This window comes from Streptomyces sp. NPDC045470, assembly GCF_040646595.1.
GTDB lineage: Bacteria > Actinomycetota > Actinomycetes > Streptomycetales > Streptomycetaceae > Streptomyces.
Genome location: NZ_JBEZAN010000006.1, coordinates 272,690 through 287,108 on the forward strand (window position 1 = coordinate 272,690; position 14,419 = coordinate 287,108).

The 14,419-nt window shown below is 72.3% G+C and carries 14 protein-coding genes and 2 pseudogenes; 10 read left to right on the plus strand and 6 right to left on the minus strand.

Annotated features, from left to right (window positions below):
* Window positions 1–102: 102 nt before the first annotated feature.
* From AB0A97_RS20335 to AB0A97_RS20345, 3 genes and pseudogenes are all read right to left on the minus strand, one after another.
* Complete coding sequence (locus tag AB0A97_RS20335; RefSeq protein WP_361151610.1) at window positions 103–642, minus strand: YcxB family protein; 540 nt, start codon at window positions 640–642, stop codon at window positions 103–105.
* Between the two features lie 212 nt (window positions 643–854).
* Complete coding sequence (locus AB0A97_RS20340; RefSeq protein WP_361151613.1) at window positions 855–1,205, minus strand: hypothetical protein; 351 nt, start codon at window positions 1,203–1,205, stop codon at window positions 855–857.
* A gap of 8 nt (window positions 1,206–1,213) precedes the next feature.
* Window positions 1,214–1,818: pseudogene (locus AB0A97_RS20345) on the minus strand (transposase).
* A gap of 132 nt (window positions 1,819–1,950) precedes the next feature.
* On the opposite strand from AB0A97_RS20345, the gene AB0A97_RS20350 reads away from it, so the two are divergent.
* The 3 genes from AB0A97_RS20350 to AB0A97_RS20360 all read left to right on the plus strand — a co-directional run bounded on the left by AB0A97_RS20350 (window position 1,951) and on the right by AB0A97_RS20360 (window position 3,591).
* Window positions 1,951–2,187 carry a hypothetical protein gene (locus tag AB0A97_RS20350; RefSeq protein WP_361151616.1) on the plus strand — a complete coding sequence of 79 codons (237 nt, stop codon included), beginning with the start codon at window positions 1,951–1,953 and terminating at the stop codon, window positions 2,185–2,187.
* 49 nt (window positions 2,188–2,236) lie between these two features.
* Window positions 2,237–2,458, plus strand: a complete 222-nt coding sequence (locus AB0A97_RS20355; RefSeq protein WP_361151619.1) for a hypothetical protein — start codon at window positions 2,237–2,239, stop codon at window positions 2,456–2,458.
* A gap of 650 nt (window positions 2,459–3,108) precedes the next feature.
* A complete protein-coding gene (locus AB0A97_RS20360; protein WP_361151622.1) occupies window positions 3,109–3,591 on the plus strand; it encodes a hypothetical protein in 483 nt (160 codons plus the stop codon).
* A gap of 81 nt (window positions 3,592–3,672) precedes the next feature.
* Here AB0A97_RS20360 and AB0A97_RS20365 read toward each other — a convergent pair.
* Window positions 3,673–4,454, minus strand: a pseudogene (locus AB0A97_RS20365) (transposase).
* 400 nt (window positions 4,455–4,854) lie between these two features.
* On the opposite strand from AB0A97_RS20365, the gene AB0A97_RS20370 reads away from it, so the two are divergent.
* Window positions 4,855–5,628: a restriction endonuclease gene (locus tag AB0A97_RS20370; protein ID WP_361151625.1), complete on the plus strand. Its 774-nt coding sequence runs from the start codon at window positions 4,855–4,857 to the stop codon at window positions 5,626–5,628.
* A gap of 127 nt (window positions 5,629–5,755) precedes the next feature.
* On the opposite strand, the gene AB0A97_RS20375 is transcribed toward AB0A97_RS20370, so the two are convergent.
* The gene (locus AB0A97_RS20375; protein WP_361151969.1) at window positions 5,756–6,217 is read right to left on the minus strand and encodes a GNAT family N-acetyltransferase; all 462 of its coding nucleotides are present in this window, start codon (window positions 6,215–6,217) and stop codon (window positions 5,756–5,758) included.
* Window positions 6,218–6,476: 259 nt separating this feature from the next.
* The gene (locus AB0A97_RS20380) at window positions 6,477–8,162 is read right to left on the minus strand and encodes an IclR family transcriptional regulator C-terminal domain-containing protein (protein ID WP_361151628.1); all 1,686 of its coding nucleotides are present in this window, start codon (window positions 8,160–8,162) and stop codon (window positions 6,477–6,479) included.
* 187 nt (window positions 8,163–8,349) lie between these two features.
* On the opposite strand from AB0A97_RS20380, the gene AB0A97_RS20385 reads away from it, so the two are divergent.
* The 6 genes from AB0A97_RS20385 (at window position 8,350) to pcaD (ending at window position 14,417) form a co-directional block, all read left to right on the plus strand.
* A complete protein-coding gene (locus tag AB0A97_RS20385; RefSeq protein ID WP_361151631.1) occupies window positions 8,350–9,210 on the plus strand; it encodes a CoA-transferase in 861 nt (286 codons plus the stop codon).
* Complete coding sequence (locus tag AB0A97_RS20390) at window positions 9,207–9,989, plus strand: CoA-transferase (protein WP_361151634.1); 783 nt, start codon at window positions 9,207–9,209, stop codon at window positions 9,987–9,989. Before AB0A97_RS20385 ends, AB0A97_RS20390 begins: the two co-directional genes overlap by 4 nt.
* 124 nt (window positions 9,990–10,113) lie before the next feature.
* Complete coding sequence (gene pcaH / locus AB0A97_RS20395; RefSeq protein WP_361151637.1) at window positions 10,114–10,998, plus strand: protocatechuate 3,4-dioxygenase subunit beta; 885 nt, start codon at window positions 10,114–10,116, stop codon at window positions 10,996–10,998.
* Window positions 10,998–11,735 (plus strand): protocatechuate 3,4-dioxygenase subunit alpha, encoded by a 738-nt coding sequence (gene pcaG / locus AB0A97_RS20400; RefSeq protein ID WP_361151640.1) that lies wholly within the window; start codon window positions 10,998–11,000, stop codon window positions 11,733–11,735. The genes pcaH and pcaG overlap by 1 nt, the downstream gene beginning before the upstream one ends.
* Complete coding sequence (pcaB, locus tag AB0A97_RS20405; protein ID WP_361151643.1) at window positions 11,722–13,215, plus strand: 3-carboxy-cis,cis-muconate cycloisomerase; 1,494 nt, start codon at window positions 11,722–11,724, stop codon at window positions 13,213–13,215. The genes pcaG and pcaB overlap by 14 nt, the downstream gene beginning before the upstream one ends.
* Window positions 13,212–14,417: a 3-oxoadipate enol-lactonase gene (gene pcaD / locus AB0A97_RS20410; RefSeq protein WP_361151646.1), complete on the plus strand. Its 1,206-nt coding sequence runs from the start codon at window positions 13,212–13,214 to the stop codon at window positions 14,415–14,417. Before pcaB ends, pcaD begins: the two co-directional genes overlap by 4 nt.
* Window positions 14,418–14,419: the final 2 nt, after the last annotated feature.

The following is a 14,419-nucleotide window of genomic DNA, read 5'->3' on the forward strand; positions in this document are numbered from 1 at the left end:
CCGCGCCGGCGTATGGGGGTGTCCGGGGCGGCCGGAACGTACGAGGCGGCCGGTGTCGACGGACGCCGGGGCCATAAGGCGGACACGGACCCACTCCGGTCCTCAGACACGAACCAGCCGCCCCTCGATCAGAGCCCGCAGCCGCTCGGCGTCGGCGGGGTGGGCGGCGCCGCGCTTGGGCAGGATCGTCATATCCGTGATGTTCCGGTCCCCGCTCAGCAGCACGAACGCCCGCGGCGTCTCGGCGTAACGGTTCACCGCCCGCCAGGAGAGAGCACTGGTCCGCTGCCGGTTCGTGACCGTGACACCGCTCTCGTCCACCACCGCCCGGAACTCGCCCATCGCCTCGGCCTGCCGATGGAACTGCCGGGCCAGTATCCAGGGCGACACGAACATCATCAGCAGCAACGCCACCGGCACCACCACGAGCGGCACGTCCACGGTCCCCTCGGCCACCCAGGTCCACACCATGACCCCGAGCAGCAGCACAGCCCCCACGATCACCAGCAACCTGTAGCGCCGCGCAGCAACCGAGACCCGCGCCCGGGCACGCAACCCCTCACGAAAGTCCTCGACGGTCATGCGGTACGCGAACTCGATCCGCGTCCCGGCCCCGGTTTCGGTGTGTGGTTCAGCGGACATGTGCCCCCCTTGTGCATGGAAAATCAGGACGAAAGCTTATCGTCCGGATACGGGCGCATCATTTGCCGGGTGGTCGAGCGATGCGTGGACAGCGCGGACGCGCAATGGTGGCCTGGGTTCGGCGTCACCCGCGCAGCCTTCGACGGGAGCAGGAGCCGTTTCCAGCGGCAGCGGCAGGATGATCGGGGCGGTGGAGTGCGGCGTCGGATCGGTCATGCGTTCCAGGGTTGAGAGGTCATCTCATTGGCGTCTGCCTGGGGGGAATCCGCGACAAGACGAGCCATCTCGTGCAGGCGGTGCCAGTATTCAGGGTGGTCCGCTTCACTGAGTACAGGTATGACCTGGTCCAGGCGGGCGATGGAGCGAAGCAGACCGCTCCGAGCTCGCGCGTCGAGCTCGCCGCCGTTCTTGATCCAGGTGAAAACCCAGCCTGCGGTGTCCGAGTCCAGCATCACCAGATCGAAGCCGGCCCGGTCCGCGCCAGCCAGTCTGGGAGGAAAAGGCAATGTCATGAACTCTTGGTACAGGCGTGATACGGCCTCAAGCGCAGTCTCTTTGCTCACGCTTGCCATCATGGCTGAGCTTTCACAACGCATGGAGTCGTCTTGAGTCCGCGGTAGCAGGTGAGGGTGCAGGCGAGGCTGGTGAAAGCGAGGGGGGCTCGGCCTTGCGTTCGTAGCGGCGGTGGAGTCGACGGCACCCGGCGAGCCAGGCCATGGCCCGTTCGATGGTCCATCGGTGTCGTCCGAGCCGCTGTGAGGTCTCGACGCCCTTGCGGGCGATGCGGTGCCGAATGCCTCGCTGCGCCGGCCATTGCCGCAGGTAGCGATAGTCATAGCCCTTGTCGGCGTGGAGCCTGCCGGGCTTGCGTCGGCGGCGGCCGAGGCGGGAGCGGATCGGGGGTATGCCCTTCACCAGCGGGACCAGGGCCTGGCTGTCGTGCACGTTCGCGCCGGAGATTCCGACGGACAGGGGCGGACCGGTCCGCTCGGTCGCTGCGGGCCCTGAGTTCGTCGAGGACCAGGCGGCGGAGCTCGGCCCACACCCTGACCTTCATCCATGCGGTGAACCGGCGGTGGGCCATCGCCCGGATGGCCCGAATGACGCCGCAGGCACCACCCGCTGGAACAACCCCCACCATTCGCCGGGAACCAACCGTTCCACAATCTGCACCACAGCGAACAGCCGACCCAGCCAAATGAGATGACCTCTGAGCCCCCTCAAGGGCCAATCTGTATCTGGCGGCGGACAGTTGGGCCGTCGAGGCGCTGCGTTCGCGAGAAGACCCGAATGTCCGGGGGAGGGGACTTGAACAATGCCCTGCGCTCGGCTACGGCAAGCACCGGGCACGACCGGGAACTGGTGCGCAGCTATCCGTACCGGTCCGCCTGTCCTTCCGACGTATGGGGCGAGCTGATCGGGGGCCGGGAACTTCTCTTCGCGGGGTACACGAATTACTTCTTGTGGTCGCAGGTGCCGGCGTTCTCCGAAACGCTGCGGCAGAAGGCCGGCGAGGGATGCCGGGGGGCGGTTCCTGGTCGGTGATCCGGAGGAGGATGTCACCCGGGGCCGGGAGCGCTCGGAAAAGGTGACCATGACGGTCTCGACACGGATCCGTACCACGCTGGAGCAACTGGGCCGTATGGGTCCGGTGGACGGGCTGGAAATCCCGTTCAGCGCTGCCGCGGACGCCGTCTGTCACGTGAGCCTCTCGGTGTTCCGTTTCGATGACGACGCGTTCGTGACGCCGCAGAGGGAGAGGGGTGTCGGAGTCGTCGGTCCCGCCATCGACTCCAGGCTTGCCCTCCTCGAATGAGCCCCCTTTTTCCTCAGGGGAGGGATGCATCTCTGGATGCGCGGCGGTAGGCATAGTCGTTCACCCATTCGAGTGAATCGCTGGCAACGGGTGCCACATGTAAATGCTGGCACCGGAACGACCCATGCCCCGTTTCCTGCGCGGCTGCCACGTGAGCGGGGTGGGTCAGTGCCCCTGATCGACCCTGGGCGGCTCGCCTCAGTCAGAAACTCCACCGGCACGAGGCGGATCGTAGCCAGCGCCAACAGTCGCCCGGCGGCCTTTCCATGAACCCCAGCGGCAGCCGCATCCCGTGTGTTAGAAGCTCTCTCGTAACTCGTAGCGGCGTGATACCCGAGACGAGGGCTGTGCCTTAGCAGGCGGGATTCACGATCCCCCGTCTGGTCTGCATAGGCGGGCATGTGGGGTAGCGCGTAGCGAAAATGGCAGGAGGTTCGACATGCCCCCGGGGGCGGGGTTGCCCGTCATTCGATGTGAGGATCAAGAACACACCGAGCGCGGGAGACACGTGGGCGTCGATCCACTACGTGACACCAGAGAAGGGGAATGGCATGCCGAACGACGAAGCACCGGCCCCATTGGAACCAGCAATCTTTTCGGGACAAGGCCCTGACCCGGGTCCGCTGCCGCAGGGAGAAGGTCCTAGCCCGGTGACGGTACCTCCAGATAAAGACCCTGACCAGGGACTCACGCCTGAGGAGACAATGCCGCCTGTCTCGGAGGTGGGCGATATCGAACCCAAGCCCGTTTTCTTGTGGAAGGGCGGGGTGCTATGGGGCTACCTGGGGATCAACTGGGCCGGGTGGTGCTACGTCGCCGGAAGCACCAGCGACGCAGCCAAGTGGCAGTTCGGCGCCTACAAAGAAGACCCCACAAAGAATTACTTTCGCGTCTGGAACGGCAAGTACTTCTGGCACGCCTCCGCCCACATCGGAGCCGACCACAGGCTGGGCGGCTACGCCCGCAACTTGAGGCCCGAGCACTGGAACTTCGAGAAGGGGAAGAGCTGGATCCCCGCATTGACCCGCGTACAGCCGCACGGATACAAGTCGGGAGACACCTGGTGGCTTTACTGCAACGATGGCAAGGAATACGATCCGCCCCTCTGCGTCGGGAGCGCCTGCGGGGCATAGCTGCCGACTGCGGAGACGACACGCGAAGCCCTGGGGCGACCATCACCCGGTGCCCTGGTACAGCTTGTCTCGCGATGTCGATCAGGCTCGGCTGAGGGCGAGGTCATGCATGTGGGCGACGCCGCTGGTGGCCCAGTAGACACCGTCTCCCTTGAGGCAGCAGTCCCGCAGGATCTTACAATTCTTCGATCTGGCGAAGGCGTGCTCAACCCGGGCCCGGACCTGCCGGTGGAAGGCGTTGCGCTGCTCCTTCCAGACCGGAAGCCGGTCCTGTCCGGCCCGGCGCCGGTGGGCCATGAGAATCCCGGTGCTCTGGTAGCTGCCGTCGGCGATGACGGTCGCGTTGCGCAGGCGTCCTTGATGCCGGACTCGGTGCAAACGGTGCAGTCGTTGAGGTTGCCCAGCAGGGGCCGGCCGGCGGCCAGCACGAGCCGGGTCCCGGCCTTGGTGAAGACCTGGAGGTTCGCCGAGTAGCGGTAGTTCTTGGACGAGGCGGCCACCGTCCGGTCCCGGCTGGGCACCAGCGTGCCGTCCACGACGAGGACCTGGTGCCGTCCAGGCTTGCGTTTGCCCGGCGCCAGGGCCAGCAGTGGGCCGTGCCGGCTGATGATCCGGCCGACGGCTGCCGGGGAGATCCCGAACAGCGGGGCGAGCTGGCGCATGGTGAGGTTGGTACGGCAGTACATCGCCACCAGCAGCACCCGGCCCTCCAGTGTCAGTGCCCACGGACGGCCCGGCCGGTCCGGGTCCAGGGCCTTGCCGCCCTCACGGTGGACAGCCCGCACCGGACGCTGGAACTCGTCCGGGCGAAGCCCGGTGAACACCTCTATGAGCTCACGGCGTTGAGCGGTGACGACCTGCACGACCAGCTTGACGTCGCACCCGAACCGGAGTTACGAGGCAGGCTAGGCGCTGGGGAGGGGCCTGGGTCGTGTGTGCTGAATTCGGGTGAAGAGGCGCGCGGGGCGGTGGTGAGGAAGGGGTGGGCGGTGAGCGGGTGCCGCATGGTGTTTTCCAGGGCGCGGAGAATGCGCCGCCTATTCCTTGGGAGACCTTGTGTATCCGATGCTGACCTCTTCGGCCGCGCTCGGGGCGGTGGTGTTCGTCGTGGGGGCGGTTGTGCTGGCTGTGGCGCGGGATGTGGCGAACGTGCGGCGGAGGCGGGCGCGACGGGTGGGGCGTGGTGATCATGGATCGGCCGCCGCGGGGCAGGAGGTGGAAGAGGAGCCGTAACCGTCCCGCGGAAGTGAAGGAGCAGCGCCGGTGGCCGCACCCACGCAAGTTGACGGGGCATCACCAGGGCCCCGGGGCCGTACGTACCCGATGCGGCGGACGATGTTCGTCCTGGCCGTGATCGGGGTCCTTCTGTGCGGTGGCTTCCTCGCCGTCCGCGAAGTGGTCCGGTGGGCGACGGAGCACCCGGGCCCGGCCACTGTGGTGAGCGTCGTCGCCCTTCCGTTCGTCGTGGCCCTCGTCGTCGTGGCGATCCGGGGCATGCCGCGCCTGCGCGAACTGCGGCGGGCCGCGCGGGCGGGGAAGGCGGAGGCCGAAGCGGAGGTGGCCCTGGCGGCCGCGGCGGAGGAAGCCGCCCCGGCTGTCGTAGCTCCTGTGGCCGATCCCGAGCCCGATCCCGTGGCCGCCCGGTGGGGCAGTGTCGAGGACTTCCTCGCCATGGACGCGTACGCCTTCGAGCAGGCGATAGCCCATCTCTGCGAACGCGACGGCTGCCGGAACGTCGAGGTGGTCGGCGGCGCGGGGGACTTGGGCGCGGACGTCCTGGCCACCACAGCCGACGGCCGGCGGATCATCATCCAGTGCAAGCGCTACTGTCCGGACAACAAGGTCGGCTCCCAGGACGTGCAGCGCTTCGGCGGCACCTGCTACACGGTGCACGAGGCCGAGGTCGCCGCCGTCGTCACCACCAGCACCTTCACCGAACCGGCCGTCGACTACGCCGACACCTGCGGCATCCGCTGCTTCGACGGCGACCGGTTGGTGGCATGGTCGAACGGCGCCGGGCCGACGCCCTGGGGGTGACGGCGCGCGCCCGTTGTTCGCCGCGTCGTGGGCGATCGCGAGGACAACGGCGCTCCGGAGCGAGCAGCGGGCCGGGCCGGGCTGGCCGCAACGGGGGCGGGCTGGGCCGGGCCGTAGCAGGGGCACCTCACGACGGCGCTGCGTAACAGTGGATGGTCACCGTCTGATCCGGACCCCACGCCTGCTCGACGGTGGCCATCAGCTCCCAGCCCAACCGCTCGTACAGGGCCGCCGCCGCCACATCGGATGCGACGACGTCGAGTACCGGATGCAGACCACGATGCCGCGCGTGCCGCACCGCTTGGCCGATCAGCAGCGCGCCGATCCGATGCCCCCTCGCCCGCGGGGCGACGAACAGCCTGCTGACCACAGCCGTCGCAGCCCGCGTCGTCCCGTTCCGCTCGCTCCACAACGCCGGAGCCAGGTCGCCTTTGCCACCTCGCGACAAACTGACATGCCCGACGATGCGTCCCTCAAGTCCGGCCACCCAGGAGTCGAGCTGGGGCCCGCGTGACAGCCACTCGCCGGGCTTGTCAGGCCAGTTCACCGGGTAGCCGTCACGCCGATGGACTTCCGCGAGCACCCGCACGCACCCCTCGACATCGGCATCAGTTCTTCGCCGGACGCGGGGGCTCGGTCTCTCCTCAGGCGTCCCGGAGCTGTCGGTGTTGTTCACTTCGCAACAGAAACACACACCCACAGTTCCCCCACAGCCACTTTCCCCACATGCCTTGACCCGGAGGTGCTTGTTTCCATGGGGAACACTGGCCTTCCAGTGCCCACCGTCCGTTGGCCTCAAGTGAAGCTCCGGAGCCCTCGGCGGGACCGGCGCCGGTGCTCCGGGCTTCTCAGGCGAGCGGAATCCTCAGGTACCGCCCCGCCGTATGCAGATCCGCCTCGATGCGCGCCGCGGCCGCTCGTAGCGGGGGCAGGAGGGTGTCGCGGTCCTCGGTGGGGGAGCGGTGGCCCGCGTGGGTGGAGACGTTGACCGCGGCGACGACCCGGGAGTGGCGGTCGCGTACGGGGACGGCGATCGAGCGGAGGCCCTCCTCCAATTCCTGGTCCACCAGGGCGTAACCGTCCTCGCGTGTCTGCTCCAGTACGACGGCGAGGCGCTCGGGCGAGGTGACGGTGTGCCGGGTGAGGGGGGTGAGGTCGGCGCGGGCGAGGTGGGCGGCGCGTTCCGCCGGGGTGAGGTCCGCGAGCAGGACCCGGCCCATGGAGGTCGGGTACGCGGGGAAGCGGGTGCCCACCGTGATGTTGACGCTCATGATCCGTACGGTGGGGACCCGGGCCACGTACCGGATGTCCGTGCCGGACAGCACCGCCATCGACGCGGAGTCGTGCACCTGCTCCACCAGCGCGGCCAGGTGGGGCCGGGCGATGTCCGGGAGGGACAGTCCGGAGAGCGGGGCGAAGCCCAGTTCCAGGATCTTCGGTGCGGGGCGGAAGAGGCGGCCGTCCGAGGTGAGATAGCCGAGGTGTTCGAGGGTGAGCAGGGCGCGGCGCGCGGTGGCGCGGGCCAGGCCGGTGGCCTCCGCCACGGCGGTCAGGGGGAGTGCGGCCCGGCCGGTGCCGAACGCGGTGAGGGTGAGCAGGCCGCGGGCCAGGGACTCGACGAACTCGGGGCCCAGTTCCCGCTTGGAGGCGCGCGTCCAGGAGGCGTGCCGGGTGGGGGACGGTTCGGCGGTCGAGACAGCGGCGGGGGCGGTCAGGGAGTGTTCCATCTCCGCCACCGTCTTGCGGAGTTGGGGGAGGACGGCGGCGGGTAGGTCTTCGGCGGTCAGCCGGCTGGTGTGGCTGACGACGCTCACCGCGCACACCGGGCGGCCCAGGGGGTCGCGTACGGGCATGGCGACGGCGACCAGGCCTGGTTCGATCAACTGGTCGTCCAGTGACCAGCCGGTGGCCCGGGCCGCTTCGACCCGGGCGGCGAACTCCGTCACGGGGCACGGCTGTTCCGTACCGGTGTTCTCGCGCCGGCGCGGCGGTACGGCCGGGAAACCGGCGTCCGTGGGGTCCGCCGCGTGCCGCTGCCGCCAGCGCAGCCAGGCGTCCTCGTCCCAGTCGGCGGCGAACAGCGCGCCGACCGCGCCCCGTTCGGCGGGCAGCAGGTCGCCGATGCGGAAGGCGAGCGACATCGCCCGCCGCCGCGTCGCCTGGTGCACGAAGCGCACTCCGTCGCCGTCCGGTACGGCGAGCGAGACCGACTCGTCGAGCGTGTCGGCGAGCCGGTCGGCGGCCGGGGCGAGCCGGTCGGGCAGCTCGGAGGCGGCCAGGTAGGCGTTGCCGAGTTCCAGCAGACCGGGGGCGAGCACCGCGTCCCGGCCCTCGACGCGTACGTGGCCCAGGCGGGCGAGGGTGCTCAGAACGCGGTCGACGGTGGAGCGCGCCAGTCCGGTCGCGCGGACCAGGTCGCCGACGGCCTGCCGTCCGCCGTCCGCGGAGAGCGCCCGCAGCACGGACAGGCTGCGCATCAGCGGGCCCACCGCCCCCTGGGGCGGCCGTGGCGGGTCGGTGGCGGGGTGCGTCATGGGCTCTCCACGGTGCGGACATCTCGTCGGAACCGTACCCGCCGACCCGTTGACACGGCCGGGAGAGGGACCCAGACTCGGGGCACGCTCATTATGAACCAAAGTTCACCTGGCGAACAAGGCGGGCGGGGCGGGCGGGTGGAAGACCTTGCCGCCCCGGCACCCAGGACGACGCGAGGGCGAGGACATGGCCGACATCCGTTCCCTGCGCGAGGCCGTGCGGGACCTGGTCCACGACGGGGACACCGTCGCGCTGGAGGGCTTCACCCACCTGATCCCGTTCGCCGCGGCGCACGAGATCATCCGGCAGGGCGTCACCGGCCTGACCCTGGCCCGCATGACCCCGGACGTGGTCTACGACCAGTTGATCGGCGCGGGCGCCGCCCGCAGGCTGGTCTTCTCCTGGGGCGGCAACCCAGGCGTCGGCTCGCTGCACCGCTTCCGCGACGCGGTCGAGAACGGCTGGCCGCACCCGCTGGAGCTGGACGAGCACAGCCACGCGGGGATGGCCAACCGCTATGTCGCCGGTGCCTCGAAGCTGCCGTTCGCGGTGCTGCGCGGCTACCGCGGCAGCGGCATGCCCGGCCGTACGGACACCATCTCCACCGTCACCTGCCCGTTCACCGGCGAGGAACTGGCCGCCGTGGCCGCCCTCAACCCGGACGTCACGGTCGTCCACGCCCAGCAGGCCGACCGGCAGGGCAATGTGCAGCTCTGGGGGCTGACCGGGGTGCAGAAGGAAGCGGTGCTGGCCGCCGGGCGGGTGCTGGTCACCGTCGAGGAGATCGTCGAGGGCGCCCTGGAGCCCAGGCCCGGCTCGGTGGTCCTGCCCGGCTGGGTGATCGACGCCGTCGCGCTCGTGCCCGGCGGCGCCCACCCCTCGTACGCGGCCGGGTACTCGGTCCGGGACAACGACTTCTACCAGCGGTGGGACGCCGTCTCCCGCGACCGGGAAACGTTCCTGCGGTGGATCGACGAGAACGTGCGGAGCGGACGGGACGTGCCGAACGTGCGGGACGTGCCGAACGTGCGAAGGAGTTCCCGATGAGCGGTACGGCCGACGCCGCGCACTGCGGCCGCGACGAACTGATGGAGGTCAACGCGGCCCGCGCGCTGGCCGGCGCGCGGAGCTGCTTCGTCGGCATCGGGCTGCCCAGCACGGCCGCCAACCTGGCGCGCCGCACCGTCAACCCGGACCTGGTCCTGGTGTACGAGTCGGGCACCATCGGCTCCCGGCCGACCCGGCTGCCCCTGTCGATCGGCGACGGCGAACTGGCCGACACCGCCGACGCGGTGGTGTCCGTGCCGGAGATGTTCAACTACTGGCTGCAGGGCGGCCGGATCGACGTGGGCTTCCTCGGGGCCGCCCAGCTCGACCGGTTCGCCAACATCAACACCACCGTCGTGGACCGCGGCCCGGGCCGGTCCGAAGGGCGGCTGCCCGGCGCGGGCGGCGCCCCCGAGATCGCCGCGAACTGCGGCGCGGTGCTCATCGTGCTGCGGCACACCCGCCGCAACCTGGTGCCCGCACTCGACTTCGTCACCACCGTCGGGCACGGCGCCGGGCCGGGCGACCGCGCCGCCCTCGGCATGCGCGGCTCCGGGCCCACCGCCGTCGTCACCGACCTCGGCGTCCTGCGCCCGGACCCGGACACCGCCGAACTCGTGCTGAGCGCGCTGCACCCCGGCGTGCCGCCGGAGCAGGCACGGGAGGCGACCGGCTGGGACCTGCGCGTCGCACCGGACCTGACGACCACCCAGGCGCCCACCGATGCCGAACTGGCCGCCCTGCGCGCCCTCAAAGCAGCCGGCGGGAGGGCATCATGAGCGCGAGGCGGCACGTGCCAGGGCGGTCGGGGCGGACGGGCTCCGCACGCCGCCGGACGCCGGGCGCCGCCCACCGCTGGACGCCTCCGCAGCCGTCTCAGGCTCTGTCCCTGGAGAACTCCCGATGACTCCTCCCGGCGCATCCGCCACCCCGGCACCCCCGGCCCACCCGGTCGCCACCGCCCCGGCCGGCCCGGCGGCAGTACCGGCGACACCGCCCCCCGGCCCCGAACCCGACCCCGAACCGCAGTCCGCCATCGACCGGGAGATCGCCGCCCTGCACACGGCCGCCGCCCACGCCCGCACGGCGGGCGGCCCCGTACCGGCGCACCCCGGCCGCGACTTCGCCCCGTACCGCAGCACCCGCCTGCGCCACCCGGTCCAGCCCCAGGCCGCGTTCGACACGCTGCGCGACCCGGAGGCCGTCGAACTGGCCGGGCCCGCCTTCGGCGGCACCGACGTCACGGCCCTGGACGCCGACCTCACCCGGCAGCACGCCGGCGAGCCGCTCGGCGAGCGGATCACCGTGACCGGCCGGGTACGGGACCGCGCCGGACGCCCGGTGCGCGGCCAGCTCGTCGAGATCTGGCAGGCCAACGCCGCCGGCCGGTACGCCCACCAGCGCGACCAGCACCCGGCCCCGCTCGACCCGAACTTCACCGGCGTCGGCCGCTGTCTGACGGACGACGAGGGCCGGTACGCGTTCACCACCGTCCGGCCCGGCGCCTACCCGTGGCGCAACCACCACAACGCCTGGCGCCCGGCCCACATCCACTTCTCGCTCTTCGGCACCGCCTTCACCCAGCGGCTGGTGACCCAGATGTACTTCCCCGGCGACCCGCTGTTCCCGTACGACCCGATCCTCGCCGCGTGCACCGACCCGCAGGCCCGCGCACGGCTGGTCTGCGCGTACGACCCGGAACTCGCCCGCGCGGAGTGGTCCCTCGGCTACCGCTGGGACATCGTGCTGGACGGACCGGCCGCCACCTGGACCGAGGAGGACCGCTGATGTCCGCGACCCCGCACGAGGCCGCGTCGCACGGGCCCACGCCCCGCCGCGAAGGCGTACCGCAGCAGCCCGGTGCCGTCCAGGAACCGCCGGAGAATCCAGAAGCGCCCGAACCGCTCGCCCCCACCCCCTCCCAGACCATCGGCCCCTTCTACGGCTTCGCGCTGCCGTTCCCCGGCGGCGGCGACATGGCGCCCGCAGGCCACCCGGACACCGTCACCGTGTACGGCCGGGTCGTGGACGGCGCGGGGGAGCCGGTGCCGGACGCGCTGCTGGAGTTCTGGCAGGCCGGTCCGGACGGGGGCCTGCGCGGCGCGCCCGGTTCGCTGCGCCGCGACCCGGCGACCGGCGCGGTCGTCGGCCGCGACGGCGTGGACTTCACCGGCTTCGGCCGGGTGCCCACCGACGCGGACGGCCGCTACGTCCTGCGCACCCTGCCCGCCACGGCCCCGGCGGGCCGCCCGGACGCGACGCCGTACATCGCGGTGTGCGTCTTCGCCCGCGGCCTGCTGCACCACCTGTTCACCCGGATCTACTTCCCGGAGGACACGGCGGCGCACGCGGCCGACCCGCTGCTGTCCCGGCTCCCCGAGCGCCGGGCGCGCACGCTGGTCGCGCGGGCCGACGGCGAGCGCCGGTACCGCTTCGACATCCGCCTCCAGGCGGCCGACGCCGGGGACGGTGCCGCGGACGGCGGCGAGGAGTGCGAGGAGACGGTTTTCCTTGAGTTCCGCTGATCACGGCCTGCTGGCGCCGGGCCGGGTGGACTCCGCCGTCGAGGCCGCCACCGGCGACGCCGCGTACGTACGGGCCCTGCTGGACGCGGAGGCGGCCCTGACCCGGGCGCAGGCGGCAGTCGGCCTGGCGCCGCCCGCGGCGGCCGGAGCCGTCACCGCCGCGGCGGGCGACGCCGGCTGTCACGACCCCCGCGACCTCGCGGTACGGGCCCGTTCCGGCGGCAACCCGGTCATCTCGCTTATCGCCGCGCTCACCACCGCCGTGGCCGCGCGCGACGCCCGTGCCGCCGCGTACGTCCACCGCGGCGCCACCAGCCAGGACATCCTCGACACCGCGACGATGCTGGTCTGTTCGCGCGCGCTGGAAGCCGTCCTCGGCGACCTGGACGAGACCGCCGCGGCCCTGGGCCGGCTGGCGGCCGAGCACCGTGACACCCCGATGGCGGGCCGTACGCTCACCCAGCACGCTGTACCGGTCACCTTCGGCCTCAAAGCGGCGGGCTGGCGCACGCTGGTCCTGGACGCCCGGGGTCGGCTCGCCGCCGTACGGTCCGCGCTGCCCGCGCAGTTGGGCGGCGCGGCGGGCACCCTCGCGGCGTTCCACGCGTTCGCGGAGGCCGACGGCTCGCACCCGGATTCCGGCCCCGGCACGGACCCCGGTCCCGGCATGGACCCCGGTCCCGGCATGGACCCCGGCCCCGGCACGGACCTCGGACTGCGGCTGCTTGCCGCGTACGCGGCCGAGACCGGCCTCGCCGAGCCCGTCCTGCCCTGGCACACGCTGCGCACCCCCGTGGCCGACCTCGCGGGCGCGCTGGCCCACACCGCGGGCGCCCTCGGCAAGGTCGCCGCCGATGTGCTGGTCCTGTCCCGTACGGAGACCGCGGAGCTGGCCGAAGACGGCGGCGGCGGCTCGTCGGCCATGCCGCACAAGTCAAACCCGGTACGGGCCACGCTGATCGCCGCCGCTGCCCGGCAGGTCCCGGCCCTGGCCGGGGTGCTGTACGGGTCGCTGGCAGCCGAGGACGAACGGCCGGCCGGGGCCTGGCACGCGGAGTGGCAGCCCCTGCGCGACGCCCTGCGCCTGGTGGGCGGCGCCGCCCGGGACGCGGCCGGACTGACCGCGGGCCTACGGGTGCGCACCGGGCGGATGCGCGCGAACCTCGCCGCGACCGGCGGACTGGCCGTCGCCGAGCGTCTGGCGGCCGCCCTCGGCGCCCACCTCGGGCGGGACACCGCGAAACGGCTGCTCACCGAGGTGTCGCGCCGGGCGGCGGACGAGGGCACCGGCCTGGCCGAGACGCTGGACCGCGCCCTGCGCGAGGACCACCCCGACGCCGCGGCGGCCTTCCCCGCGGCGCGGCTGCGGGAACTCGCCGACCCGGCCGCGTACACGGGCTCGGCGGGCGCGCTCGTGGACCGCGCCCTGCGCCGCTCCGGCACCCACCGCGCCGCACCGACCGCTCAGGAGAACGCATGACGTCCCCCGTTCCCCCATACCACCGCGAGGACGGGCCCGCCGACGCGCCTCCGCTCGTCCTGGGGCCGTCCCTCGGCACCTCGCTCCAGGTGTGGGAGCCCCAGATGGCGGCGCTGGCACGCCGGTTCCGCGTGGTGCGCTGGGACCTGCCGGGCCACGGCGGGACACCGTCCGACGTGCTCACGGGCGCAGGCACAGGCACGGGCCGTACGGACGGGCCCTGCACGGTCGCCGACCTCGGCGGCCTCGTCCTCGCACTCGCCGACTCCCTCGGCCTCGACCGGTTCGCGTACGCGGGCATCTCCCTGGGCGGCGCGGTCGGCGCCTGGCTCGCCGTGCACCACCCCGAGCGGATCGCGTCCCTCGCCCTGCTGTGCTCCTCCGCCCGCTTCGGCGAGCCCGCGGCGTGGCACGAACGGGCCGCCCTCGTCCGGGCACAGGGCCTCGCACCGGTCGCCGCCACGGCCGCCGGCCGTTGGTTCACCCCCGGCTTCGCCCGGTCACCGGCGGCGGACGGACTGCTGGCCGGGCTGCGGGCCGTGGCGCCCGAAGGGTACGCGGCCTGCTGCGACGCGCTCGCCACGTACGACCTGCGCGGCGCACTGGACCGGATCGGCGCGCCCACCCTCGTCGTCGCGGGCCGCGACGATCCCGCGACGCCACCCGCCCACGCCCGCGAACTCGCGGACGGCATCCCCGCCGCGAGCCTGACCGAGGTCGCCGGGGCCGCCCACCTGGCCAACGCCGAACAGCCCGTACCCGTCCTCGCCGCCCTCCTCGGCCACCTCACGGCCACCCCGTCGCCGGCACACCCCACCGACGACCGCGCCCGGCACGCCGCGGGCACCGCCGTCCGCCGCGCCGTCCTGGGCGACGACCACGTCGACCGCGCCGCCGCCCGCACCACCGCCTTCACCGCCGTCTTCCAAAGCTTCCTCACCCGCTACGCCTGGGGCGAGATCCGGACCCGCCCCGGACTGCCCCGGCCCACCCGCAGTTGCGTCACGATCACCGCCCTGGTGGCACGCGGCCACCACGACGAACTGGCCCTGCACCTGCGTGCGGCCCTGCGCAACGGCCTGACTCCCGAGGACATCCGCGAAGTACTGCTCCAGTCGGCCGTCTACTGCGACGTGCCGGCGGCGAACTCCGCGTTCGCGCCGGCCGACCGCGTCCTCGCCGAGCACCGCGAAGAGAGCTGATC